Source organism: Faecalibacterium sp. An58, from assembly GCF_002161515.1.
GTDB classification, from domain to species: domain Bacteria; phylum Bacillota; class Clostridia; order Oscillospirales; family Ruminococcaceae; genus Faecalibacterium; species Faecalibacterium avium.
The window spans coordinates 63,684-89,302 of record NZ_NFHX01000009.1; the positions used below are offsets into that span (position 1 = coordinate 63,684).

24 protein-coding genes, 2 tRNA genes and 1 rRNA gene are annotated in these 25,619 nt (G+C 61.3%); 13 read left to right on the forward strand and 14 right to left on the reverse strand.

The window, feature by feature from the left end:
- Window positions 1–23: 23 nt before the first annotated feature.
- From B5G12_RS07765 to coaD, 9 genes are all read right to left on the reverse strand, one after another.
- On the reverse strand, window positions 24–1,025 hold the full coding sequence (locus tag B5G12_RS07765; protein ID WP_087229454.1) for a deoxyguanosinetriphosphate triphosphohydrolase: 1,002 nt from the start codon (window positions 1,023–1,025) through the stop codon (window positions 24–26).
- 109 nt (window positions 1,026–1,134) lie between these two features.
- The gene (locus B5G12_RS07770; protein ID WP_087229457.1) at window positions 1,135–1,755 is read right to left on the reverse strand and encodes an IMPACT family protein; all 621 of its coding nucleotides are present in this window, start codon (window positions 1,753–1,755) and stop codon (window positions 1,135–1,137) included.
- A 180-nt stretch (window positions 1,756–1,935) separates the two neighbouring features.
- Window positions 1,936–3,030 carry an acryloyl-CoA reductase electron transfer subunit beta gene (gene acrA, locus B5G12_RS07775; protein WP_087229460.1) on the reverse strand — a complete coding sequence of 365 codons (1,095 nt, stop codon included), beginning with the start codon at window positions 3,028–3,030 and terminating at the stop codon, window positions 1,936–1,938.
- 19 nt (window positions 3,031–3,049) lie between these two features.
- Window positions 3,050–3,844, reverse strand: a complete 795-nt coding sequence (gene acrB / locus B5G12_RS07780; protein ID WP_087229463.1) for an acryloyl-CoA reductase electron transfer subunit gamma — start codon at window positions 3,842–3,844, stop codon at window positions 3,050–3,052.
- Between the two features lie 16 nt (window positions 3,845–3,860).
- Complete coding sequence (locus B5G12_RS07785) at window positions 3,861–5,030, reverse strand: acyl-CoA dehydrogenase family protein (RefSeq protein WP_087229466.1); 1,170 nt, start codon at window positions 5,028–5,030, stop codon at window positions 3,861–3,863.
- A 118-nt stretch (window positions 5,031–5,148) separates the two neighbouring features.
- On the reverse strand, window positions 5,149–6,021 hold the full coding sequence (locus B5G12_RS07790) for a 3-hydroxyacyl-CoA dehydrogenase family protein (RefSeq protein ID WP_087229469.1): 873 nt from the start codon (window positions 6,019–6,021) through the stop codon (window positions 5,149–5,151).
- A 38-nt stretch (window positions 6,022–6,059) separates the two neighbouring features.
- Window positions 6,060–6,845, reverse strand: coding sequence for an enoyl-CoA hydratase-related protein (locus tag B5G12_RS07795; RefSeq protein ID WP_087324514.1), 786 nt, complete (start codon window positions 6,843–6,845; stop codon window positions 6,060–6,062).
- An 87-nt stretch (window positions 6,846–6,932) separates the two neighbouring features.
- The gene (locus B5G12_RS07800) at window positions 6,933–8,120 is read right to left on the reverse strand and encodes an acetyl-CoA C-acetyltransferase (RefSeq protein WP_087324515.1); all 1,188 of its coding nucleotides are present in this window, start codon (window positions 8,118–8,120) and stop codon (window positions 6,933–6,935) included.
- Window positions 8,121–8,238: 118 nt separating this feature from the next.
- Window positions 8,239–8,742: a pantetheine-phosphate adenylyltransferase gene (gene coaD, locus B5G12_RS07805; RefSeq protein ID WP_087229478.1), complete on the reverse strand. Its 504-nt coding sequence runs from the start codon at window positions 8,740–8,742 to the stop codon at window positions 8,239–8,241.
- Between the two features lie 376 nt (window positions 8,743–9,118).
- Between coaD and ptb the strand changes: the two genes are divergently transcribed.
- The 4 genes from ptb (at window position 9,119) to B5G12_RS07825 (ending at window position 13,218) form a co-directional block, all read left to right on the forward strand.
- Window positions 9,119–10,210: a phosphate butyryltransferase gene (gene ptb, locus B5G12_RS07810; RefSeq protein ID WP_522731430.1), complete on the forward strand. Its 1,092-nt coding sequence runs from the start codon at window positions 9,119–9,121 to the stop codon at window positions 10,208–10,210.
- 19 nt (window positions 10,211–10,229) lie between these two features.
- Entirely contained in the window at window positions 10,230–11,297 is a 1,068-nt protein-coding gene (gene buk / locus B5G12_RS07815; protein WP_087324516.1) for a butyrate kinase, read from the forward strand.
- A gap of 273 nt (window positions 11,298–11,570) precedes the next feature.
- Entirely contained in the window at window positions 11,571–12,545 is a 975-nt protein-coding gene (gene sppA, locus B5G12_RS07820) for a signal peptide peptidase SppA (RefSeq protein WP_087324517.1), read from the forward strand.
- Window positions 12,529–13,218 (forward strand): RDD family protein, encoded by a 690-nt coding sequence (locus B5G12_RS07825; protein WP_087324518.1) that lies wholly within the window; start codon window positions 12,529–12,531, stop codon window positions 13,216–13,218. The genes sppA and B5G12_RS07825 overlap by 17 nt, the downstream gene beginning before the upstream one ends.
- 421 nt (window positions 13,219–13,639) lie before the next feature.
- Here the strand turns inward: B5G12_RS07825 and B5G12_RS07830 are convergent, their stop codons facing one another.
- Entirely contained in the window at window positions 13,640–14,344 is a 705-nt protein-coding gene (locus tag B5G12_RS07830) for a helix-turn-helix domain-containing protein (protein WP_158099700.1), read from the reverse strand.
- A 276-nt stretch (window positions 14,345–14,620) separates the two neighbouring features.
- On the opposite strand from B5G12_RS07830, the gene B5G12_RS07835 reads away from it, so the two are divergent.
- The 7 genes from B5G12_RS07835 (at window position 14,621) to B5G12_RS07865 (ending at window position 20,957) form a co-directional block, all read left to right on the forward strand.
- Window positions 14,621–15,790, forward strand: coding sequence for a MalY/PatB family protein (locus B5G12_RS07835; RefSeq protein ID WP_087324520.1), 1,170 nt, complete (start codon window positions 14,621–14,623; stop codon window positions 15,788–15,790).
- 21 nt (window positions 15,791–15,811) lie between these two features.
- The gene (locus B5G12_RS07840; protein ID WP_087229500.1) at window positions 15,812–17,080 is read left to right on the forward strand and encodes a dicarboxylate/amino acid:cation symporter; all 1,269 of its coding nucleotides are present in this window, start codon (window positions 15,812–15,814) and stop codon (window positions 17,078–17,080) included.
- Window positions 17,081–17,125: 45 nt separating this feature from the next.
- Window positions 17,126–17,494, forward strand: a complete 369-nt coding sequence (locus B5G12_RS07845) for a RidA family protein (protein WP_087324521.1) — start codon at window positions 17,126–17,128, stop codon at window positions 17,492–17,494.
- A gap of 3 nt (window positions 17,495–17,497) precedes the next feature.
- Window positions 17,498–17,749 carry a glutaredoxin gene (locus B5G12_RS07850; protein WP_087324522.1) on the forward strand — a complete coding sequence of 84 codons (252 nt, stop codon included), beginning with the start codon at window positions 17,498–17,500 and terminating at the stop codon, window positions 17,747–17,749.
- 107 nt (window positions 17,750–17,856) lie between these two features.
- Window positions 17,857–19,140, forward strand: coding sequence for an L-cysteine desulfidase family protein (locus tag B5G12_RS07855; RefSeq protein ID WP_087324523.1), 1,284 nt, complete (start codon window positions 17,857–17,859; stop codon window positions 19,138–19,140).
- Window positions 19,141–19,143: 3 nt separating this feature from the next.
- Entirely contained in the window at window positions 19,144–20,457 is a 1,314-nt protein-coding gene (locus B5G12_RS07860) for an L-cysteine desulfidase family protein (RefSeq protein ID WP_087324524.1), read from the forward strand.
- A 17-nt stretch (window positions 20,458–20,474) separates the two neighbouring features.
- A complete protein-coding gene (locus B5G12_RS07865) occupies window positions 20,475–20,957 on the forward strand; it encodes a GNAT family N-acetyltransferase (protein ID WP_087229515.1) in 483 nt (160 codons plus the stop codon).
- Between the two features lie 169 nt (window positions 20,958–21,126).
- On the opposite strand, the gene B5G12_RS07870 is transcribed toward B5G12_RS07865, so the two are convergent.
- On the reverse strand, window positions 21,127–21,957 hold the full coding sequence (locus B5G12_RS07870) for a MurR/RpiR family transcriptional regulator (RefSeq protein WP_087324525.1): 831 nt from the start codon (window positions 21,955–21,957) through the stop codon (window positions 21,127–21,129).
- Window positions 21,958–22,184: 227 nt separating this feature from the next.
- Here B5G12_RS07870 and B5G12_RS07875 point away from each other — a divergent pair, with 227 nt between their 5' ends.
- Window positions 22,185–22,499 (forward strand): PTS sugar transporter subunit IIA, encoded by a 315-nt coding sequence (locus tag B5G12_RS07875; protein WP_087324526.1) that lies wholly within the window; start codon window positions 22,185–22,187, stop codon window positions 22,497–22,499.
- 63 nt (window positions 22,500–22,562) lie between these two features.
- Complete coding sequence (locus B5G12_RS07880; RefSeq protein WP_087324527.1) at window positions 22,563–24,377, forward strand: PHB depolymerase family esterase; 1,815 nt, start codon at window positions 22,563–22,565, stop codon at window positions 24,375–24,377.
- A gap of 759 nt (window positions 24,378–25,136) precedes the next feature.
- Here B5G12_RS07880 and B5G12_RS07885 read toward each other — a convergent pair.
- From B5G12_RS07885 to rrf, 3 genes are all read right to left on the reverse strand, one after another.
- Window positions 25,137–25,212, reverse strand: a tRNA-Lys gene (locus tag B5G12_RS07885).
- Between the two features lie 3 nt (window positions 25,213–25,215).
- A tRNA-Glu gene (locus B5G12_RS07890) sits at window positions 25,216–25,290 on the reverse strand.
- 46 nt (window positions 25,291–25,336) lie between these two features.
- Window positions 25,337–25,453: ribosomal RNA gene (gene rrf / locus B5G12_RS07895) — 5S ribosomal RNA — on the reverse strand.
- Window positions 25,454–25,619: the final 166 nt, after the last annotated feature.

Sequence of the window (25,619 nt, forward strand, 5' to 3'; positions counted from 1 at the left end):
TCCCGGGGCGCGGGCCGCTGCGGTCACAGGACGTGCCAACGCCGGGGCACATACAGCTCCTCAAAGGCGCGGATGGCAAACTCGTCGCTCATCCCGCTGATATAGTCGGTGACCGCCCGGTCGTCCCCTTCCTCCTGCGCGATCCGCTGATAGAGGGAGGACATCCGTTCGGGGTGGGCCATGTAGTATTCATACAGGGCCTCGATCACCTTTTCCACCTTCTGTTCCTCGCGTTTGGCCACCTTGTCCACGTAGACGGTGTCGTACATGAACGCCTTCAGCGCCCGGAACGCCTCGTCCTCCGCCGGGCCCGCCTGGATCGCAGGGGGCCGGGTGTGGACCAGGATGCTGTTGATCATGGCGGTGATCCGGGCCGACTTGGTCAGGCCCAGCACATCGGTGGCCTCTTTGGGCAGCAGGGCTGCATCCAGCACCCCCGCGCGCACCGCGTCCTCGATGTCGTGGTTGACGTAGGCGATCTGATCCGCCATCCGCACGATCCGGCCTTCCGGCGTAGCGGCCCAGGTGCCCTTGGTGTGGGTGACGATGCCGTTGCGCACCTCCCAGGTCAAATTGAGGCCCCGGCCGTCCTTCTCCAAACGGTCCACCACACGCAGGCTCTGCTCATAGTGCTTGAACCCGCCGGGGCACAGGCCGTTCAGCGCGCGCTCTCCCGCATGGCCGAAGGGGGTGTGCCCCAGGTCATGAGCCAGGGCCACCGCTTCGGTGAGGTCCTCATTGAGGCGGAGGGCCCGGGCAATGGTGCGGGCGATCTGGGACACCTCCAGGGTGTGGGTCAGGCGGGTGCGGTACAAGTCCCCCTCGGGCGAGAGAAAGACCTGGGTCTTTTGCTTGAGGCGCCGGAAGGCCTTGCAGTGGATGATCCGGTCCCGGTCCCGCTGATAGACCGGGCGGATGGGGTCCTCCGGCTCGGGACGGGCACGGCCATGGCTCCGGTCCGAAAAACTGGCCCAGTCCGCCAGGGTCAGATGCTCGATCTCTTGGGTGCGCAGGCGTACATCCATCGGCTATACCTCACTTTCAACATCACGGCACAAGGTCCGCCGGCAGTATTCTACCACAGCGGGCGTGTCACAAGGGGTAGAATGATGGGGGGTGGAAAAATTTTCCAGTTCAAATGGGTCCGTAGAAAGGCTGGGATACCTCCACCCTGCCCTGGCCGCGGGTCAGCTCCCGCAGCTGGTCCAGCAGAGGGGCCTGGGTACCCGCCCGCATCTGCCACTGCAAGGCCACCCGGTCGGTAAAGACGGGATCTGCGAGTTTCCCTCCCGCCGCCTCCACCAACAGCGCCGTCCGCTCATAGAGAGGGTACTCCACCGTCATGGACAGCCGCACCACCGGCTGCACTGTGACCTGGTCGGCCGCTTCCAGTGCCCGGGATGCCGCGGTGGTGTAAGCCCGCACCAGGCCCCCGGTGCCCAGCAGGATGCCCCCGAAATACCGGGTCACCACCACGATCAGGTCGGTCAGGCCGCTGTGGCCGATCACCTCCAGCACCGGGGTGCCCGCAGTCTTGGCGGGCTCGCCGTCATCGGAATAGCGCTCCCGGTTGCCCGCACGCAGCTTATATGCATAGACATTGTGCCGGGCTGTCCGGTTGGCCGCACGGATCTGCTCCAAAAAGGCCACCGCCTGCTCCTCGCTTTCCACATGGGCTGCCGCCGCCAGGAAGCGGCTTTTCTTCTCCTCATATTCCCCGGCGGCCTGCCCCCGGATGGTGCGGTATTCTTCCAAGGCCCTGTCCTCCCTTACTTTATTCAAGTATAGTATAACATAAAACAGCGTTTGCGCAAGGGTGCAGCCCGCCCGGCAAAAAGCCCTGGCCTGGCCCCCAAAACAAAAACGGGCGCCCCGCCCGGAAGGCGGAGCGCTCGTTGGAACGCATGGAGATGCAGTTTTTACTGTAAAGCCGTCTTACTTGGCAGCCTTGGCAGCCTCGATGGCCTTGACCAGTTCAGGCACGACCTTGAACAGATCGCCCACGATGCCGTAATCTGCAACGCCGAAGATGGGAGCAGACTCGTTCTTGTTGACGGCAATGATGGTCTCGGAGTCCTGCATACCAGCCACGTGCTGGATGGCGCCCGAGATGCCCAGAGCCACATAGATCTTGGGGTGGACGGTCTTGCCGGTCTGGCCCACCTGGTGGTCGGCGGTCATCCAGCCTGCATCGGTGACGGCACGGGAAGCGCCCACAACGCCGCCGCCCAGAGCCTGGGCCAGCTGCTCGGCCAGGGCGATGCCCTTCTCGACATCCTTGGAGATGCCGCGGCCCACCGAGACGATCACGTCTGCGCCGATCAGGTCCACCAGCTTGGTGGCGGCCTTCTCCACGCTCAGGACCTCGGTCTTGATATCCTCAGCCGTCAGGGAGAAGGCGGGCTTGACGATCTGGCAGGCATCTGCCTTGGCCTGATCGAAGGGAGCCTTCTTCATAACGCCGGGACGGACGGTGGACATCTGGGGACGGAACCGGGGGCAGATGATGGTAGCCATCAGGTGGCCGCCGAATGCCGGACGGGTCATCTTCAGGTTGCGGTCCTCATAGTCGAACTTCTGCTTGGACAGATCGATGGTGGAGCTCTCAGCCAGGAAGTCCACATACTTCTTGGTGTCGATGTCCAGATGGGTGGCGTCGGCGGTCAGGCCGGTGTGCAGGCGGGCTGCACAGCGGGGGCCCAGGTCACGGCCAATGTTGGTGGCGCCGATCAGCAGCACCTCCGGCTTGTACTCGTTGACCATATCGCAGACCACCTTGGCGTAGGCGTCGGTGGTGTAATCCTTCAGCAGGGGGCTCTCGCAGACCATGACCTTGTCTGCGCCGTAGCCGCCCAGTTCCTTGGCGATGGACTCCACATGGTCGCCCAGCAGCAGGCCGGTGACCTCGCAGCCCAGCTCGTCGGCCAGCTTGCGGGCCTCGCTCACCAGCTCGAAGTCGGTGGACATCAGTGCGCCCTGCCGCTGCTCGCAGAAGACCCACACGCCCTTGTATTCGTTAAAATCAGCCATTGTAATCCTGCTCCTTTCGTCAGATCAGATGCTTGCTGGCGAGGACAGACGCAAGCTGGGCAGCCACGTCGTCGCCGGTGAGCATGGTGCCTGCACCCTTCTGGGGAGGAGTGAAGGACTTGAAGACGTTGGTGGGCGAGCCCTTCAGGCCGATGGTGTCCACCTCGATCAGGGGATCATCTTTCAGCGCCTCGTAGTCGAAGACTTCCATCGGCTTGTCGTAGCAGGTGAAGATGCCGTTGATGCTCATGTAGCGGGGCTGGTTGAGCTCCTTGATGCAGGTGATCAGGCAGGGGGTCTTGACCCGGATCATCATGTAGCCGTCTTCCAGCATACGCTTGACCACCAGGCTGTCGCCGTCCTTCTGGATGTCGGCGGCATAGGTGACCTGGGGCAGGTGCAGCTTCTCGGCGATCTGGGGGCCCACCTGGGCGGTATCGCCGTCGATGGCCTGACGGCCGCAGAAGACGATATCCTCAGGGCCGACGCCGATCTTGTTGACGGCGGCGGCAATGATCTGGCTGGTGGCGAAGGTATCCGAACCGCCGAACTCACGGCCCGAGATCAGCACGGCACGGTCAGCGCCGCGGGCCAGCAGCTCGCGCAGCATCCCTTCGGCCGGCGGGGGGCCCATGGTCACCACGACCACTTCGCAGCCGGTGGCGTCCTTCAGCTGGAGGGCGGCCTCCAGGGCGTTCAGGTCATCGGGGTTGGTGATGGTTGCCATAGAGGCACGGTCGAGGGTCCCGTCCGGCTTGACTGCCACTTTGCCGGAAGTGTCGGGAACCTGCTTGACACAAACAATTGCTTTCATCGTAACATTGCCCTCCTTACTTCAGCATCGCGCCCGAGATGACCATCATCTGCACTTCGCTGGTGCCCTCGTAGATCTCGGTGATCTTGGCGTCGCGCATCATCCGCTCGATCGGATAATCGCGGGTGTAGCCATAGCCGCCGAAGAGCTGCAGGCAGCGGCGGGTCACATCGCTGGCGGTGCGGGCTGCGATCAGCTTGGCCTCGGCAGCCTCCACGCTGTAACGGGTCTTCTGGCCGTTCATGACGTCCTGCTTCTTGAGCGCGGCGGCGTACACCAGGTACTTGGCTGCGTCCACGCGGGCCTTCATCTCAGCCAGCTCGAACTGGGTGTTCTGGAACTGTGCGATGCTGCGGCCAAACTGCTTGCGCTCCTTGACATAGGCGACCGTCTCATCGAGGGCGCCCTCTGCAATGCCCAGGGCCTGGGCGGCGATGCCGATACGGCCGCCGTCCAGAGTGGCCATGGCCAGCTGGAAGCCGCGGCCCTTGACGCCCAGCAGGCGGTCCTTGGGAATCAGGCAGTCTTCCATGATCAGCTCACAGGTAGAGGAGCCGCGGATGCCCATCTTCTCCTCGGGCTTGCCGACCTTGAAACCGGGGTCGGTGCGCTCGACGATGAAGGCGGAGATCTCTTTGGTCTTGCGGCCGCGCTTGTCCAGCACGGTACCAGTAACGGCAATGATGATGAACACATCGGCAAAGCCGGCGTTGGTGATGAAGATCTTGGAGCCGTTCAGCAGCCAGCCGTCCTCACGCTCCACGGCGTAGGTCTGCTGGCCCTGGGCATCGGTGCCGGCGCCGGGCTCGGTCAGGCCGAAAGCGCCCAGCCACTCGCCGCTGCACAGCTTGGGCAGGTACTTTGCCTTCTGCTCGGGGGTGCCGTTCTCATAGATAGGGGCCGCGCACAGCGAGGTGTGGGCCGACAGGATAACGCCTGTGGTACCGCAGACCTTGCTCATTTCCTCCACGGCCATGACATAGCTCAGCACGTCGCCGCCTGCGCCGCCCACAGAGGTCGGGAAGTAAATGCCCATCATACCGAGCTTGCTCATCTTCTCGACGGTCTCTTTGGGGAAGTATTCTTCTGCATCCACCTGCTTTGCCAGGGGCTTGACTTCGTTCTCAGCGAACTCGCGGTACATCTTCTGCGCCATGAGCTGCTGCTTGGACAGAGTAAAATCCATCACTGCTTCCTCCCTTGGAAATGTATTGTTGATCGGGCGGGGGCAAAACCGCTCCCCGCAGGCTTTTTGGTTCTGCAGGGAACGTTCTTTCACGCCCGGTTACCCTTGCGGTACGGTGTTACAGCTTGTCCACAGGGGTCTTGGTGCGGTCTGCGTTGTAGACATAGAAGCCCTTGCCGGTCTTGCAGCCCAGGTTGCCGCCGCGCACCATCTTGCGCAGCAGGGGGCAGGCGCGGTACTTCGAATCGCCGGTCTCCTTGTACAGCACGTCCATGATGGCCAGGCAGATGTCCAGGCCCACGAAGTCGCCCAGCTCCAGGGGACCCATGGGGTGGTTGGCGCCCAGCTTCATGGCGGTGTCGATGCCCTCGATGTCAGAGACGCCCTCCATCTTGATGAAGGCAGCCTCGTTGATCATGGGGATCAGGATGCGGTTGACCACGAAGCCGGCAGCCTCGTTGACCTGCACCGGCTGCTTGCCGATGGCCACCGAGATCTCCTTGATCTTCTCCACCACGTCGGCGGGGGTGTTGCCGCCGGCGATGACCTCGATCAGCTTCATGCGGTCGGCGGGGTTGAAGAAGTGCATACCCACCAGCGGGCGGCTCAGGCCCTTGCCGATCTCGGTGATGGACAGGGAGGAAGTGTTGGAAGCAAAGATGCACTCGGGCTTGCAGATCTTGTCCAGCTGGGAGAAGGTATCCTGCTTGACCTTCATGTCCTCAAAGGCAGCCTCCACGATCAGGTCGCAGTCAGCACACAGATCTTCCTTGATGCCCGGGGTGATGGCATCGCAGATCTCGTCGGCCTTGGCCTTGGTCATCTTGCCCTTGGCCACCAGACGGTCATAGCCCTTGACGATCTTGGCCTTGCCGTTGTCCGCCCACTCCTGCTTGATGTCACACAGAACGACGGTGTTGCCGCCCACCTGTGCAAATGCCTTTGCGATGCCCTGGCCCATGGTGCCAGCGCCGATGACGCCGATTTTCATAGCAATTTCTCCTTTTTCATTTATCCTGTCTTAAAACATCAGTTGTTGGTGAAAACAGCCTTGGGTTTCGGTTTCTCACGGGAGAGGAAGCAAGCCATGCCCTCTCTCTGGTCGTGGGTCTCGAAGCAGTCGCCAAACAGCTTCTCCTCCACTTCCACGGCCTTCTCGATGGGCAGCGAGATGCCCTCGTTCATGGCCTTCTTGCAGTTGCGCACCGCGATGGGCGCGTTTTTGGCGATCTTGCCGGCCAGCTTGAGCGCGTTCTCCATCAGCTCGGCCTGGGGATACACCGCGTTGACCAGACCGATGCGCAGAGCCTCGTCGGCCTTGATGTTCAAAGCCGAGTAGACCAGCTGCTTGGCCATGCCCAGGCCCACCAGGCGGGCCAGACGCTGGGTGCCGCCAAAGCCCGGGGTGATGCCCAGGCCCACTTCGGGCTGGCCGAAGACGGCGTTGTCCGAGCAGATGCGGATATCGCAGCTCATGGCCAGCTCATTGCCGCCGCCCAGCGCAAAACCGTTGACTGCGGCGATGACGGGGATGGGGAACTGCTCGATCATCAGGAAGATGTCGTTGCCCAGCTTGCCGAAGGCCTCGCCTTCTGCCTTGGTCATAGTGCTCATCGAGCCGATGTCCGCGCCGGCCACAAAGCTCTTGTCCCCTTCTCCGGTCAGCACGATGCAGCGGATGGTATCCTGGTCCACGGCCTCAAAGGCGGCCTTCAGGTCGGCCAGGACTTCGGGGTTCAGCGCGTTCAGCGCCTTGGGGCGGTCGATGGTGATGATCTCCACCGCGCCCTGCACTTCAGTTTTCACAAAAGCCATTTTTGTCGTTTCCTTTCAGACTATCGGGCCGGGGCGGCGCAGGAGCCTGCGTCCCCCGCCCGGATCGGATCTTTTTCGCAGACAGGCTCAGTCCATCTCGACGATGGTGGCGCAGCCCATGCCGCCGCCGATGCACAGGGTGGCCAGGCCCTTCTTGGCGCCGCGATGCTTCATGGCGTACAGCAGGGTGACCAGGATGCGGGCGCCGGAAGCGCCGACGGGGTGACCCAGAGCGATGGCGCCGCCGTTGACGTTGACCTTGCTCATGTCGAACTCCAGGTCGTGCGCCACAGCCAGGGACTGGGAAGCGAACGCCTCGTTGGCCTCGATCAGATCCATGTCAGCCACGGTCAGGCCGGTCTTGGCCATCACCTTGCGGGTAGCGGCCACAGGGCCGACGCCCATGATGGAGGGGTCCACGCCGCCCAGAGCGCCTGCAACCCAGGTAGCCATCGGGGTGATGCCCAGCTCCTTGGCCTTGTCCTCGCTCATGAGGACCAGAGCGGCCGCGCCGTCGTTGATGGCGGAAGCGTTGCCGGCGGTGACCTTGCCGTCCTTCTTGAAGGCGGGCTTGAGCTTGGCCAGCACATCGGGCGTGCTCAGGCGGGGGCCTTCGTCGGTATCGAAGATGATGTCGCCCTTCTTGTTCTTGATGACCACGGGGACGATCTCGTCCTTGAAGGCGCCGTTCTTGATGGCCTCAGAAGCCTTCAGCTGGCTGTTGTAAGCGAAGTTGTCCAGATCCTCACGGCTCAGGTTCCACTGGTCAGCCACGTTCTCGGCGGTGATGCCCATGTGGTAGTTGTTGAACGCATCCCACAGCGCATCGTTGACCATGGTGTCCACCAGCTCGCTCTTGCCCATGGGGTAGCCCATGCGGTAGCCGTAGCGGCCCTTCATCATGGCAAAGGGAGCCATATCCATGTTCTCGGTGCCGCCGGCCACGACGATGTCGGCATCGCCGGCCTCGATCATCCGTGCCGCGTTGTTGACGCACTCCAGGCCGGAGCCGCACACCACGTTCAGGGTGACAGCGGGGGTCTCCACAGGCAGGCCTGCCTTGATCGAAGCCTGACGTGCCACGTTCTGGCCCAGACCAGCCTGGATGACGCAGCCCATATACACCTGATCGACCTGCTCGGGCTTGATGCCGGCGCGGTTGATGGCCTCCTTGATGACGATGGCGCCCAGCTCGGCGGCGGGCACATTGGACAGGGTGCCGCCAAACTTACCGATGGCGGTGCGGCATGCAGATGCAATGACGATCTTTTTCATGTTTGTTTGCCTCCTGTTATGGTTGATTGTGTGGAAGGACGGATTTGCTGCGAATAAAACCTTCTATCAAAAACCCTTTGGGATGCGCCCTCAGGGGCTTTTGCATGGATGTGCCCTTTTATAAGGACGGGCCGGCTGTGCGCAGAGCGCTGTATTTCTCGTGCACGGCCTTCTCCACATTGGGGGTGACGAACTGGCTGATGTCGCTGCCGTAGCGGGCCGCTTCCTTGACCACGGTGGAGGACAGATAGCTCCACTTGATGCTGGTGGCCAGGAACACCGTCTCGATGCTGGGCATCAGGGCGTGGTTGGTCTGGGCCAGCTGGATCTCGTTTTCAAAGTCGGTGACGGCCCGCAGCCCCCGCACCATCACGGTGGCGTGGCATTTTTTTGCGAAATCCACCGTCAGTCCGTCAAAGCTCTGTACGGTGACGTTGGGCAGGTCCTTGCAGCACTCGGTCAGCAGCGCCACCCTTTCCTCAATGGTGAACAGCGGCCGCTTGGCGCTGTTGATCAGCACCGCCACGATCAGCTGGTCGTGGATGTTGGCCGCCCGGTGGATGATATCCAGATGCCCCCGTGTGACCGGGTCGAACGAGCCGGGATAAATGGCGATGGCCATGGAAACTGCCTCCCTGTTTTGCGCACGGGCCTGCCATACAGCGGCCCTGCGTTCCGTGTCAAACGGCCCCTGTCGTTATTTTTCTAACGACCCGTGGGCCAAGGCGGCGTCCCTCGCCTCCTGACACCCATAGTAAAGCACATTGTCAAAAGTTTATCAAGTAGTTTTGTGCAGATTTTCTGTTTTCATGCCCCAAACAATTTAAAACAATCTCTCATCTTTTTGTAGATTTTGCCAAGAGAGGGCATGACAGCGTCATTTTTGCGTTTTTCTATTGATTCTCGACTTCGTTAATGCTATAACTATCAGCGTAAGGGGCCCAAAAAGAGGCCTTTGGCTTCCCTTTTCCAGCCTGGCCCGATTGTACCAGCAGGATGTGTTCAACCGATGTGCAGAATATGTACAGCTTTTGAATCCCTGTGCAGCAGGGCCCATCCATCCCAAAAGGACGCGCCGGCGCGTCCACTTGACCCGGGGGTCATACCGTGTTATTATTTTAACAACGGGGCGTGTCCCCTCTTTTTATGCAGTGGAAATGAAAACGAGGTGCAGTACCATGAATTTCGAGGATCTGATCGCAAGAGTAAAGACCTGCGGCAAGCAGAAGCTGGCCGTGGCAGCCGCCGAAGACGACGCCGTCCTGGAGGCTGTGGACGCGGCCCGCAAGCAGGGCATCGCAGACGCCATTCTGGTAGGCGATGAGGCCGCCATCCGCAAGATCGCCGCCCAGCTGGACATCGACCTGTCCGGCTATGAGATCATCAACGAGCCCGACAAGGTCAAGGCATCCCTGACCGCGGTCAAGCTGGCCCATGACGGCGTGGCCAATATGTACATGAAGGGCCTGCTGGACACCAAGACCTTTTTGAAGAGCGTCCTGGACAAGGAAGTGGGCCTGCGCACCGGCAATACCCTGTCCCATGTGGCGGTGTTTGAAGTCAAGGGGATCGAGCAGCTGCTGTTCCTGACCGACGTGGCCTTTGTGACCTACCCCACCCTGGAGGACAAGGTGCACATCATTGAGAACACGGTGGCCGTGGCCCATGCCTGCGGCGTGGAGTGCCCCAAGGTGGCTCCCCTGGCCGCTGTGGAAGTGGTCAACCCCAAGATGCCCTGCACCGTGGACGCAGACGAGCTGCGCAAGATGAACGCCGAGGGCAAGATCACCGGCTGTGTGGTGGATGGTCCCCTGTCGATGGACATCGCCATCGACCCCGAGGCCGCCAGACACAAGGGCGCCCAGGACCGCCCGGCCGCCGGCTGCGCCGACATCCTGCTGTTCCCCGACATCCAGGCCGGCAACCTGGTCTACAAGACCCTGGTACACACCGCTGAGTGCAAGAACGGCTGCATCCTGACCGGCACCCGCGTGCCCGCCATCCTGACCAGCCGGTCGGATTCTTTCCAGACCAAGGTCAACTCCATCGCCCTGGCCGCCGTCGTGGCCGCCAACCTGAAGGCTGAGTAAACAAAAAGGAGAAGAGAGTATGTCGATCAAAACGCTGGTCATCAACCCCGGCTCCACCTCCACCAAGGTGGGTGTGTTCGAGGACGAAACGCTGCTGTTCGAGGAGACCCTGCGCCACCCCACCGAGGAAATCGCCAAATACGCAAGCGTCATCGATCAGAAGGACTTCCGCAAGGAGATCATTCTGGACTTTTTGAAGGAAAAGAACTGCGACCCCCACAGCCTGGATGTGATCGTGGGCCGGGGCGGCCTGCTCAAGCCCATCCCCGGCGGCACCTACGCCGTCAGCGATGCGCTGCTGGCCGACCTGAAGAAGGGCGTGCAGGGCCAGCACGCCTCCAACCTGGGCGGCATCCTGGCCCGGGAGATCGGGGACAAGCTGGGCGTGCCCAGCTACATCGTGGACCCGGTGGTGGTGGATGAGCTGACCGATAAGGCCCGCCTGTCCGGTATGCCCGAGCTGCCCCGCCGCTCCATCTTCCATGCCCTGAACCAGAAGGCCGTGGCCCGCCGCTATGCCAAGGAGCACGACGCCCGCTATGAGGACCTGAACCTGATCGTCATCCACATGGGCGGCGGCGTGTCGGTGGGCGCCCACGACCACGGCCAGGTGGTGGACGTGAACAACATCCTGGACGGCGAGGGCTGCTTCAGCCCCGAGCGCAGCGGCACCGTGCCGGTGGGCGACCTGGTCAAGATGTGCTTCAGCGGCAAGTACACCCAGCAGGAGATCTACAAGAAGATCTGCGGCAACGGCGGCTTCAACGCCTACCTGCACACCAACGACGCCCGCGTGGTGGAGAAGATGGTGAAGGAAGGCAGCGCCGAGGCCAAGCTGGTGCAGGACGCCTTCTACTATCAGATCGCCAAGGATGCAGGCGCCATGGCCGCCGTGCTGTGCGGCAAGGTGGACCAGATCATCCTGACCGGCGGCATCGCTTATGATCCCTACACCTATGAGGTGCTGGAGAAGTATCTGGGCTTCATCGCCCCCATCACCGTCTACCCCGGCGAAGATGAGCTGCTGGCTCTGTGCCAGGGCGCGCTGCGGGTGGTCACCGGCGAAGAGCAGGCCAAGGAATACTGATCCGCTCCCCTCTGCGACCAAACACGCCCCTGCCCTCCCTTGCGGGAAGGCGGGGGCTTTTTTGCTGCGCAGGCGGTGCGGACGGTTGACCGCGGCCCCGCTTGGTGGTAATCTTTAAGGTGTATCTGAGAAGTCAAAAATGCTGAACCATTTGTCAGAAAGATGCGGATGCAAGGCGCATGAGCGCCGCGGCACCTGCGCTATTCCGGTTTTCAGGATGGATGAGTTTTCCGATACGCCCCAAGCAGATCAAAAACAGCAAGGAGTGATCCAATGAAAACCAAGCAGATCGTGGGGCTGGCCGCTGCGGCCGCCCTGTTCATCGTCACGGGGGTCAGCAGCGTACTCACGCACCAACTGGCTGCCTCCCTCGTTCCTGTCCAGCCCACAGGGGTGGGGCTGACCGGCGGCTATACCTTCCAGGCCCCGGACGAGGATTACATCGGCGTGGTGCAGGTCAAGGGCACCATCGGTGAGCAGACCTCCACCACCCTGCTGGACACCAGCCAGACTTACCAGCACACCACCACCCTGGAATACATCGACTGTCTGATGCAGGACGAGTCCAACAAGGGCATCCTGCTGGACGTGGATTCTCCGGGCGGCGCAGTGTACGAGAGCGAGGAGCTGTACCGGAAGCTGCAGGAGTACAAACAGGTCACCGGCCGTCCCATCTGGTGCTATATGGGCCACTATGCCGCATCGGGCGGGTATTATGTGTCGGCTGCGGCGGATACCATCTACGCCAACCCCAACACTACCACCGGCTCCATCGGAGTGATCATGTCGGCGGTGGATATGACCGGTCTGTACGACAAGCTGGGCATCCGGCAGGAGAACATCACCAGCGGCCCCTTCAAGGCCGGCGACCTGACCGAAGAACAGATCGCCATCTATCAAAGCCAGGTGGACGAGAGCTACGACCGCTTTGTGGAAGTGGTGGCCGAAGGGCGCGGCATGGATGAGGCCGCCGTCCGCACCCTGGCCGACGGCCGGACCTATACCGCCCGGCAGGCCCTGGACAACGGCCTGATCGACCAGATCTGCCTGTACGACGAGGCCAAAGCCGCGATCAGCGAAGAAAGCGGGGTCGATCGGTTCTACACCCTGGAAGCCGGGCCCGCCCGCCTGCTGGACACCCTGCTGTCCGCCGTGGATCAGGTGATGCCCAAGTCCGAGGCACAGGTGCTGACCGAGCTGGCCCAGCAGACGCAAGGAGGGCTGATGTACTATGCAGACCTGTACTGAGAAAGATTGCACCTACGCCGGTTTCTGGGTGCGGCTGGCCGCCTTTGCCCTGGACAGCGCCATCCTGGCCGTGGGACTGCTGGCGGTACGGTTGGCCCTGGCAGGGCCCTTCGCACTGCTGGAACAAACCCCTCTGGGGGGCCAGGTATTGTTTGACCATACCCTGCAGGATATCCTGTTCTGGCTGCTGGCAGCGCTGTACAACATCCTGCTGGTATGGCGCTGCGGAGCCACCCCCGGCAAGCGGGTCATGAACCTGCGGGTGGTGGCCCGGGACGGCTCGGACCCGGGGCTGTTCAGTCTGGTCTACCGGGAGACGGTGGGCAAATACCTCAGCGGATTTGCCTGCATCGGCTACCTCATGGCCGCCTTCACCAAAGAAAAGACCGCCCTGCATGATATGCTGGCCGACACCCGGGTCATCTATGCCCGCCGTGTGAAGGTCTACCCCAGCGCGCCGGCTCCTGTTCCTGCGGCCACCCAGGCTGCGCCTGCAGCGGAAGCACCCGAAACCACCGTCCAGGATACGCCTGCGCCGGAACTTCCCAAGACCATTCCGGCTGCGCCCGCACCGGAAGCACCCCAAACCGTCCAGGATACGCCCACCGCAGAAGCATCCGAGGCTGTCCAGGACGCACCCGCGCTGGAGGCATCCAAAACCGAAGATCCGTAAAAGGAGCTTCCGCTTTGCGGCATCTCCCCTACAATGCCAAAACAGGACATCCCTTGCGGGATGTCCTTAGCGTGTCGTTTCGACACGCTCCAGGGGGAACCCATTTCTGCGCGCAGTCGCGCGGCAGAAATTCCTTCCCCCTGGCTCTCTTGCGCTTAGCCGATTTTCGCTGCGGGACTTACGCCCTTGCGAAAACCGGAGCGCTGCGCCAGCCGCGCCTTCGCTGTTTCGTCCGCAGGACGCGCTCGGCGCGGCTGCCCCCTGGGGACAAAATTTAGCGCCGAACCGCGCACTCGGCCTTGTGGCCTCGCACACTCTCAGCGCTAAATTTCCCTGTATGTGTCCTGTCCATCCGCACATGTCGGCTGGACAGGACTTTTTTCTGCCGGCCTCCGCCGCCCCAGCCGCCGGGGCAGCGCGATCACAGGATGGTCAGCATATTGTACAGCTTCATCAGCCGGATATCCTCTTTGGACAGACGCAGGCTCTTTTCAAACTCGGGCGTTTCTTTTTGCGGGCTCTTGGCGAACAGGATCTTGGTGGAGGTGGGCATCAGCGGGCGGCTGGAAATGCCGAATGCCAGCCCCCACTTGACCGGTCCATTCATATAAGGGCTGGGGATGCCCACCTGATAGAGGTCCATCTCCATATGCTGGTTTTGCAGGACCAGCAGGCTCAGCGTATCAAAATGGGTCAGACGGCCGTCGTAGAGGTTTTCGCACAGGTGATAGTGGCCGTAATCGTCCACGTTCATGTACATATGGACATGGAAGGACCCCGGTTCCGTCTCCTCCAGAATGTCCCCCACGCTGCGCACGATGCTGTTGCTCCGGCCATCGTAATAGTAACAGTAAAAGCGGTCCAGCCCCGAAAAGAAGGCGGGGACCGCCCCGCCCGGCAGGCCGGGGGTTCGGTCGGGCGGCAGATAGAGCAGCTGCGTCACCCGTACTTCCAGCGCGGCGGCCACATCGTACAGGGTGGCCAGGTCGATGGCGATCTGCCCGTTCTCATATTTGGAAACGCAGGATTTGCTCTTGCAGATGGCCGCTGCCAGCTGGTCGATGGTCATCTGCCTCTTTTTTCGATAATACCGGATGCGTTCGCCGGTTTCGTGCACTATATCCACAAAAAAACGTCCCCTTTGTTCGTGCAAATTGTGCAGTTTCCGATAAATACACAAAAATCCGCTTTTGGCTCTTTTTTTCATTATACGGCATTTGCACCCTGAAAACAAGCCAAATTTCCACTTTGAAGAAACTTTTCGTCCAAATTGTTTCCTCCGGATAAATTCCGGTACATTGGACAACGGGGCAAGTCTTGGGTATAGTAAAGGCACAAACAAGGACAGCCCGGCGGCCGACGGGAAAGACGATCCTGAGTCAACCAAGCAAAGGAGTCTCGTATGAAATACAATTTTGATGAGGTCATTGACCGCAGCCACAACCGTTCCTCCAAGTACGATGAGCGGGTCAAAAAATTTGGCACAGCAGACGTCATCCCTCTGTGGGTCGCAGATATGGATTTCCGCACGGCGCAGCCGGTCATCGACGCCTGCAAGGCAAAAGCCGAGGAAGGCATCTGGGGTTACACTTCCCGGCCGGACAGCTATTTTGAGGCTGTGCAGCAGTGGCAGGTCAAGCGCAACCACTGGAAGCCCGACACCGCCCTCATGAGCTGGAGCCTGGGCGTTGTTCCGGCCCTGTCGGCCATCGTCAAGCTGTTCAGCAAGGACGGCGACAAGGTGATGATCCAGACGCCGGTCTACTCGGAGTTCTACGACGTGGTGGAAGCCTGGGACCGCACGGTGGTGGAGAACCAGCTGGTGGAGGAAAACGGTCGCTGGCATATCGATTTCGACGACTTTGCCGCCAAAGCGAAGGAGTGCAGCATCTTCCTGCTGTGCAACCCCCACAACCCCCTGGGCATCGTTTGGGACCCTGCCGACCTGCGCCGGATGGCCGAGATCTGCATCGAGAACGGAACGCTCCTGGTGTCCGACGAGATCCACTCCGACCTGATCTTCCACGGCAAGCATCACACCGTCACCGCTTCCCTCTCGCCCGAGATCGCGAGCCATATCATCACCTGCACCTCGGCCACCAAGACCTTCAACCTGGCCGGCCTGCAGGCCAGCACCACCATCTTCCCCAACCAGGAGATGAAGGCCGTCTTTGACAAATTCTGGGGCGGAATGGACATCCACCGCAACAACGCATTCAGCTCGGTGGCCATGGAAGCAGCCTACCGCGAGGGCGAGGAGTGGCTTGAGCAGCTGCTGTCCTATCTGTCGGCCAACTTCGACTATGTCTGCGACTACTGCGCCAAAAACATCCCCCAGATCAAGCCCAACCGTCCCGATGCCACCTATCTGATGTGGCTGGACTGCCGCGATCTGCAGATGACCAACGAGGAACTGCGCGATTTCTTTATCCACAAGGCCAAGCTGGGCCTGAACGAGGGCTACACCTTCGGCCGCAGCCTGAGCGGCTATATGCGCCTGAACGCAGCCTGCCCCAGGGCCACCCTGGAAAAGGCCATGGCCCAGCTGAAAGCCGCCGTAGATGCCCTGTAACGGAAAGGGAGGGACCGAATCATGTCTACATCGTCCAACATCATCAAACAAAAGACCTTCTGGCAGCAGTACGGCAACCTGATCCTGATCCTGGGCGGCATCGTTGTGGGCGCGCTGATCGGCGCCTTCGCCCCCAGTGTGGGCACCGCCATCAAGCCGGTGGGCGACATTTTCCTGAACCTGCTGTTCACCATCGTGGTTCCCCTGGTGTTCGTCTCCATCGCCTCTGCTGTGGGCAGCATGGCCAACATGAAGCGTCTGGGCCGCATCCTGGGCGGCACCATCGGCACCTTCATCTTTACCGGCCTGATCGCAGCCGCCTGCGTGCTGGTCTGGGTCAACCTGTTTAGCCCTTCCGCCGGCACCTCCATCGAGATGACCAGCGCCGAGGTTGGTGAAGCCAAGACCGCCGCCGAGCTGATCGTCAGTTCCCTCACCGTGTCCGACTTCTCGGACCTGTGGGATAAGTCCAATATGCTGCCCCTCATCATCTTCGCCATCCTCATCGGCTTCTGCGTGTCGGCCTGCGGCGGCGACGAGACCCCTGTGGGCAAGCTGCTGGTCAACCTCAACGACATCATCATGAAGTTTGTCGGCGTCATCATGACCATCGCCCCTCTGGGCCTGGGCGCCTACTTTGCCAACCTGGTGGCCACCTACGGCCCCGAGATCATCGGCGACTACGGCCGCTCCATGCTGGTCTACTATCCCCTGTGCCTGCTCTACGCCGTCATCTTCTTCCCCTTCTACGCCTTCCTGGCCGCCGGCAAGCTGGGCGTGACCACCATGATCAAGCACATCTTCCCGCCGGCCATCACCGCTTTTGCCACCCAGTCCTCCGCCGCCACCATCCCCGTCAACAAAGAGGCCTGCGACGCCATCGGCGTTCCCAAGGATGTCAGCGACCTGGTCCTGCCCATGGGCTGCACCATGCACATGGACGGCTCGGTCCTGTCCTCCATCGTCAAGATCGCTTTCCTGTACGGCATCTTCGGGATGGACTTCTCGGGCGCAGGCACCTACGGCATGGCCATCGTGGTGGCCATCCTCTCGGCCTTTGTCCTGTCCGGCGCGCCGGGCGGCGGCCTGGTGGGCGAAATGCTGATCGTCAGCATGTTCAACTTCCCGGCTGAGGCCTTCCCCATCATCGCGACCCTGGGCTTCATCTTCGACCCCGCCGCCACCTGCCTGAACTCCTCCGGCGACACCATCGCCTCCATGATGGTCACCCGCCTGGTGGAAGGCAAGGACTGGCTGGTCAAGGCCAGCGCCCGCAAGCAGGCCCGCTGAGCCCACGTACACCCCATTTACAGACATGAGAAAAGGAGCATTTGTATGAAATTGATCGACACCAAGAACGCCCCCGGCGCCATCGGCCCCTATGTGCAGGGCTATGTTGTGAACGGCATCGTCTATACCAGCGGCCAGATCCCCGCCAGCCCCGCCGACGGCAGCATCCCCGAAGGGATCGCCGCCCAGGCCCGCCAGAGCTGCGAGAACGTCAAGGCCATCCTGGAAGCCGCCGGCTCCGACCTGGCCCGGGTCATCAAGACCACCTGCTTTTTGGCCGATATGGGCGACTTTGCCGCATTCAACGAGGTCTATGCAGGCTACTTCACCGGCAAGCCCGCCCGCAGCTGCGTCGCCGTCAAGGCCCTGCCCAAAGGCGTCCTCTGTGAGATCGAAGCCATTGCGGAGGTGTGAGCCATGAACGTGACCGTCATCGGCAGTCATCTCTGCCCCGATACCCTCTATGCCCTCCATCAGCTGGCTGCCGCCGGCGCGGAAGTGGAATTCAAAGACATCCTCTCCTGCCATGCAGCCCTGCAGGATTACCTGCAGATCCGGGAGAGCAGTCCCCTCTACGCTGAGATTCGCGGCACCCGGCGGCTGGGCGTCCCCTGCTTTGTACAGGAGGACGGCAGCCTCACGCTGGACCTGCACGACATCCTGCGCTAAACCCGCCAAACCCACGATATACCCTCCTAATTTCCCTGGTTGACCCCGGCCGGCGCCCGCCGCGCCGGGGTCCTCTTGTGGGAAGGAGAGGCGAAAGGAGCGTGCCCATGCACGAATTGACCGAGCTGATCCGGCAGGACATGAAGCCGGCGCTGGGCGTCACCGAGCCGGGAGCCATTGCCTTTGCGGTGGCCTGTGCCCGGCGGCACACCAGCGGCGCTATCCGCCGGATCACATTGCGGCTGAACAGCGGTATGTTCAAAAACGCCTTCACCTGCGGCATCCCCGGCAGCAGCGAGGTGGGCAACGCCCACGCCGCCGCCCTGGGCGCAGTGGGGGCAGACCCGGACAAAGGTCTGGAATGTCTGGACGGCATCACGCCGGAACAGGCCCGCCAGGCCAGAGAGATGGTCACCGCCGGGATGGTCCGGGTGGAAATGGCCGGGATCAGCAGCCGCATCTTCATCGAAGCCACCGTGACCGCCAAAGAGCAGGAAGCCTCCGTCACCATCCGGGATACCCATACCAACATCGTCCGCATCACCGAGAACGGCCGTACCGTCTTTGAAAAGCCGGTCCCGGAAGACGTTCCGGACGACGGCGCCGTCCCCCTGATCCACCGCTACACCCTGGCACAGCTGCGGGATTACGCCCTCACCGTGCCGGCCGGCGAGATCGCCTTCATCCGGCACGCCTTCGAGATGAATCTGGCCCTCTGCAAAGCGGGCCTGGACAGCCCCAAAACCACCTATGCCCGCTATCTGCTGGCCGAAAACGGCGGCCGGCTCATTTCCCGGGACGAACAGGCCACCGCTTCCCTGCTCTGCAACGGAGCCATTGAAGCCCGGGTCCTGGGCCTGCCCCAGCCGGCTATGAGCATCACCGGGTCGGGAGCGCATGGGATCATCGCCACCATGCCCCTCTACGCCGCCTGTCAGGTACAGGGATATCCGGAGGAGAAACTGCTGCGCGCCGCCGCCCTGAGCTATCTGGTCTGTATGTACATCAAGGAGTATTCGGGCAAGCTGTCGGCATTCTGCGGCTGCGCCATTGCGGCGGGCACCGGCATGGCCTGCGGCCTTGTCCTTCTGCGGGACGGCGATGCAGACGCCATGGCGCGGACCATCTGCAACATGGCCAGCAGCATCACCGGGATGATCTGCGACGGCGGCAATCAGGGCTGCACCATGAAGGGCGTGGTGGCGGTGGACGCCGCCTACCGGTCTGTCTCCATGGCAATGCAGGGCATCGCGATCGATCCGATCCATGGCATCAACGGTCCCACCCCCGAGCAGACCATGCGGAACATGGGGCTGATCGCCTCCCCCGGCATGACGGGCACCGAAAAGACCATGATCGACATTCTGGAGCACAAGCAGAAAGGAAATTGAACGATGGAACGGAACAGCAACGTTTATCAGGCATATGTGCGCATCTTGCAGGAAGAGCTGATCCCCGCCATGGGCTGCACCGAGCCCATCGCCATTGCCTATGCCGCCGCCAAGGCGCGGGAGGTGCTGGAGGCCATGCCCGACCGGGTGGAGATCGGGGTCAGCAGCAACATCATCAAAAACGTCAAAAGCGTGGTGGTGCCCAACACCGACGGCCTGAAAGGCATTGAAGCGGCAGCCGCCGCCGGCATCGTGGCGGGCCAGGCCGACAAGGCCCTCGAGGTCATCTCGTCCGTGACCAGCGAGCAGAAGGCCGGGATGCATCGCTTTCTGGAGAGCACGCCCATCCAGGTCGAGGCGGTGGACAACGGCCAGATCTTCGACATCCTGGTCCGCCTGACTGCGGGAGAGAAGACAGCTTTTGTCCGCATCGCCCAGTACCACACCAACATTGTGCACATCGAAAAGGACGGGCAGGTGCTGCTGGACATTCCTGTGGAGGAAAGCGGGACTGCCTGCGGCCATGAGGGCAGCGCCCCCACCGAAGAAGGTCTGGCCGGCCGGGACCTTTTGACCATCGCGGATATCCTGGACTTTGCCGACAGCTGCGAGCTGGATGACATCCGCCCGGTGCTGGACACCCAGATCCAGTACAACACCCAGATCTCGGAGGAGGGGCTGCTGGGCGACTATGGGGCCAACATCGGTTCCACCATGCTGAAATTCTACGGCGACGACGTGCGCAACCGGGCCATCGCCAAGGCGGCAGCCGGCTCGGATGCCCGGATGAGCGGCTGTGAGCTGCCGGTGGTCATCAACTCGGGCAGCGGCAACCAGGGCATCACGGTGTCGGTGCCCGTCATCGAGTACGCCAAGGCTCTGGCCGTTCCCAAAGACCGGCTGTACCGGGCGCTGGCCGTCTCCAACCTCATCGCCATCCACGAAAAGAGCGGCATCGGGCGCCTGTCGGCCTATTGCGGCGCCGTGAGCGCCGGGTGCGCCGCCGGCTGCGGCATCGCCTATCTGCAGGGGGCGGACTACAAGGCCATCGCCCACACCCTGGTCAATGCGCTGGCCATCGTGTCGGGCATCATCTGCGACGGGGCCAAGCCCAGCTGCGCCGCCAAAATCGCGTCCAGCGTGGAGGCGGGCATCATGGGCTACCATATGTACCTGAACGGCCAGCAGTTCCGCGCCGGGGACGGCATCGTCACCAAGGGCGTCGAGAACACCATCCGGAACGTCAGCCAGCTGGGCCGCGAAGGGATGCGGGAGACCGACAAAGAGATCGTCAAGATCATGCTGCAGGGCCAGTGAAGGAGGGAGACAAAACCATGGAGATACGCACTGCCGTGCCGGCGGATCTGGACGCCCTGACCGCCATCGAAGCGGCCTGCTTCCCGGCCGCCGAGGCAGCTGGGCGGGAAAGCCTGGCCCGCCGTCTGGCCGTCTATCCGGAACACTTCTGGCTTTTGCTGGAGGAAGGAAAGCCGGTGGCCTTTGTCAACGGGATGTGCACCGACACGCCCGACCTGGCCGATGAGATGTACGAGGACGCCTCTCTCCACAGCGAGAGCGGCGCCTGGCAGATGATCTTTGGCGTGGACACTCTGCCCGATTTCCGCCGGCAGGGCTGTGCCGCCCGCCTGCTGCACCACGTCATCGACCAGGCCCGCGCCCAGGGCCGCAAGGGCGTCGTTCTGACCTGTAAAGACAAGCTGGTCCACTACTATGCAACGTTCGGCTTTGTGAACGAAGGCGTGTCCCGCTCCACCCACGGGGACGTGACCTGGTATCAAATGCGGCTGCGCCTGTAATGCGCTTGCCGCCATCCAAATTGCAATTGCGCAAAAAAGCAGCAGATCCGTACAGGTATCTGCTGCTTTTATCGCTGCGGGGCGAAAGAGACACGCTCGATCCGGACCCTTCTCCCATGGGAGAAAGGTTCGGATTTTGTATTTGGGTGCACCAGGCCGCCGCATCTTCTCACAGCCTATCCTTATATGCGGCCTTGAGCTGCTGGATTTCGTCCAGGCGGGCCAGGGCGACGTCACCCATTTGGGCCGAGAGGGCCAGGCTTAGAGCTTCGACAACCGAGATGGGGGAACTCATTGAGTGCTGTTCCTTTTCGTCCCCGCGATAGACAAAAAGTTCAATCTCAGCGCGAGGGCCCTCGCCGTGCCATACGCGGCTGGTGAAAAGGATGGTCCGGTAGCCGGCCTGCTGCTGCCGGTCCAGAATGACTCCGGCCGCCTCCGATACTTTGGCAAAGCCGAACAGCACCACCACATCCTGCGGGCCGATGGAGGCCAGACGCTCGGCCAGTTCACTGCCGGCAGACGGCAGCTGCTCCACCTCCAGCCCGATGCGGCGCAGCCGGTATTTCAGCAGGACGGCTGGGGCGCGGGAGGCGTTGCGGGCGTGGAGAAAAATTTTGCGCGCCCCCAGCAGGGCGGCCACCGCTGCGGCAAAGGCCTCCCGGTCCAGCAGGTCCAGAGTCTTTTTCAGGTTGTAGTGCTGCTGTTCCAGCCAGGCGGCAAGGATGTCGCCTTCCTTGGCCTGCAGGGTGTTGCTCAGTTTCTGGACCGGCCCGCGCTGGATCGTCTGTTCCACCACCGTCCGCTTGAGGTGTTTGAAATCCTCACAGCCCACATGCCGGGCAAAGCGGGAGACCGTGGCCTCCGAGATATGCAGCGCCGCCGACAGCTGCCCGATGGTCATGCAGAGAAATTCATCCCGGTGCGCGGCGATGTACTCTACGATGTCCTGTTCGGTGCTGGTCAGTTTTTCCGGCATTTGGGGAAAGGAAAGATTCATAGACGCCTCCTGTCATCACACCAGGGTGTATCTGAGAACTCGAAAATGCCGAACCATTCGCCAGAAAGGTGCAGATGCAAGGCGCATGAGCGCTGCAACTCTTGCGCTTAGCCGATTTTCGCAAGCGGGCACTGACCTGCGCTGCGAAAATCGGAGCGCAGTGCCGACCGTGAGATCTACGAGGCTGAAAAGGCTGCCGAAGCAGCCGCCAAGGAGGGCTGATCACAATGACTGAAGAAATGGAAAGCATCCTCTGTGAACTCATCAGCGCCGCCGGCGCCGCCCGCAGCAGCTACATCGGCGCCATCCAGGCTGCCAAGACCGGCGAAGGCGACCCCGCCGCCCTGATGGCCGAGGGTGACAAATACTTTGAGCAGGCCCACGATTTCCATCACGATCTGCTCACCAAGGAAGGCGAAGGTGAAAGCCAGCCTGTGACCCTCTTTGCCGTCCACGTCGAGGATCAGATGATGTGCGCCGAGACCTTCCGAATCCTGGCGCAGGAGTTCATCGACCTGTATCAGAGCCGGGACAAGAAGTAAAAACCATTTGCCCACCTGCCGTTCGGGCAGGTGGGCAAACGGATAAAAAGAAAGGAATGCGTCATGAAAAAGATCTCGCGCCGCAATTTTCTTCACGCATCGGCCCTGGCCGGCGCTGCGCTGGTGAGCAGTCTGGCCGCCCCCGCCGCCTTCGCAGAGGAGACGCCGGCAGCCGCCGGGGTCCAGCCCATCGCCCGGGACCTGGGCTGGAAAACGGTGAGCGATACCGTTTATTCCTACAGTGTGCTGGACAATGTCCTTCTGGCCCATCGCAGCGATGTGGTCATCCCCACTTACTACATCTTTGCAGGGCGCAAGAACCAGCAGGAGGCTGTGGATCTGGTGGAGAACCAGCTTCAAATGATGGGCAACGTGAACGAGTGGGGCGGCAGCGTTTATGTCATCAGCCCCATCGGGGACCGTTATACCGAAGCAGACGTACAGGCTCTGAAAGATCTTGTGGCCCGCGCTGCCAAGAACGTCAAGGTGATCGGCATCGACGAGGGCGCCACCTTTGTCAACAACGAACTGTCCCGGCAGTGCTACTTCGTGGCCGGTGTGATGACCTGGGGCGGCGAAATGTCCGCAGACGCACAACTGTCCGACTGTCTGCCCGCCTACCTGTCCAACGCAGGATCCACAGCCAAAGCGGCCTACCGCGCAGCCAACCGGGGCCATGGGCCTCTGGCGGTGACGGTCACCGGCAGCGACGCCAACCTGGCAGAAGCTTTCCGGAACGCATGGGACAAGGTCTTTTCCCGCAACTACCGGATGCACAACAGCGTCACCGAATTCTACAATCTGCCGCTGGACGGCAGGAACTTCAATGGCACGGTCATGGAGGGCGCCTTTGATTACGATCTGTGCCCGCTGCCCCAGTTCGACCGTCTGGGCGTCAGCTACAACGAAGTGATCGGCCAACCGGTCACGGGGATGCCCGGCAGCTACGCCTGGTATGAGATCGTGCCTTACAGCGTTCTGGAAAAAGAGGACGGCACCGTGCCCCTGGTGGTGACCATGCACGGCAATTACAACGACCTCCATCTCCAGATCGATACCTCGGGCTGGACCGAACTGGCCGGCAAAGAGGACATCATCGTTGTATCACCCGAGTGGCAGGAAGGGACCGACTTTGCCAGGACCTATGGCGTCAACGGCCTTGAATCGGAGGGCGTCGTGGCCCTCGTGGGCGACCTGGCCCAAAAATACCCGCAGATCGACCGGTCCCGCGTCTATGTCACCGGCCTGTCGGCGGGCGGCGCGCACAGCTTCTACATGGGCCTTGCCTACAGCAATGTCTTTGCAGCGGCCGCTCCCATCTCGGGCGTCAACGCAATGGACGATGAGATCGCACAGCTCGACCTGAGCCAGATCCATGAGATCCCTCTGCTGTACATCTGCGGCGACCACGACTACTTCCAGATGATCCCCGTAGACGGCTCCAGTCCCTACGGCATGAGCCTGCTGACCGACGGCCAGGTCTCGATGTGGGCAGACGACCCCCACACCCATATCTGGAGCGCCATCCAGGCCTATCGCACCGTCAACGGCCTGCCTCTGACCGAGATGGACATGACCGCCAACCCCTACTATGGCATCGCCCTCGATGACCAGCGCTGGGTGACCCTCGGCGACAAAGAGATGTACACCGGCACCCTGTCCAACGACAAGGGCGTCATGATCGAGCTGGCTGCCGTCAAGGACTTGGCCCATTGGAACTACGCTCCCGAGGCAGAGTATGTCTACGATTTCTTCAAAAACTACTCCCGCGATCTTGAGACCGGCGAACTGATGGTCCACGACCCCACCATTCTGGAACAGTTTGCCGACTGGTACGGCGACGTTGCCGATGACCTTTCCACCCGCTTGGGCCTGTGATCCCAGCTGTTTCGCCCGCGTCATCTTTCGAATCAAACAATCCCGAAAAATCTTCCCATATCCCCAGGAGCGCATCTGAAAATGCAAAGTGAAGTTTCCGGATACGCCCTGAGAAGGCCCGCTGTTTCCATGATCTGAGCAGCGGGCCTTCGCCGTATGACCGGCCGGTCCAGCCAGGCCCGCAGCCAAAGAAAAGCAGGACACTCCCACCGGGGAACGGACAGCTCTGTGCAGCGGCTGCCGGCAATTCTTTACAGGGAGGCGTACTCTCATGCAAGCACTCGACCACGTCCTGGCCGGATGTATCGGGCACCCTATCCTCCCTTTCCTATGGATCCACGGCGAGGACGCAGCTGTCCTGCGCGAAAAAGATCGAGCAGACCCACGGCAGCAGTGTTCCGAAAGCCTGTCTTTCTGAGCGCATTGCGTCCTTCCCGCTGCCCGCTGCGGCACTGTCCTTGTACCGTTTCGGATGTCTGCAATCCACCCCTCCAAAGACAATGAAAAAATCCGGCCCCTTCTCCCATGGGAGAAAGGTCCGGATTGTGTATTTGGGTGCACCAGACCGCCGCATCTTAGCCGGTCCTTTATGAAACGCGGCAACACGTATTCCGTCCGTTACACTTATACAGCCCCATCACGACAAATCCTGCCAGAGCTGGGTGAGCTTCAAAACCAAAAAGGAAGCCCTGGAGCGCAAGATCACAGTGGAAAAAGCAAAGAAAAAGCGCCAAATCGTACGATTCAGCACTTTTTATCTGGTGCACCTCCAGGGACTCGAACCCTGGGCCCACTGATTAAGAGTCAGTTGCTCTACCAACTGAGCTAGAGGTGCATATGGTGACCCGTACCGGAATCGAACCGATGTTAAAGGCGTGAGAGGCCTCTGTCTTAACCGCTTGACCAACGGGCCATATAAAACCATCAGGATACGGTTTCAATATCCTGATGGTGAGAGAAGCCGGCATCTACCTATTTTCACAGGCCGTGTCCAGCCAACTATCTTCGGCACAAGTGAGCTTAACTTCTGTGTTCGGAATGGGAACAGGTGGGACCTCACCGTCATCGACACCGGCTGCCCGGAATATGTAATCAGCTCTCGCTGTTGTCTTTTCCGGACAATTCTCTCTATTCTTTTTTAGAAGGACGTGCCTTCAGAACTGAATAATAATCTGCTTTGCAATCAGAGTACAAGTGCTTTTACCTGGTCAAGCCCTCGGTCTATTAGTACACACCTGCTGA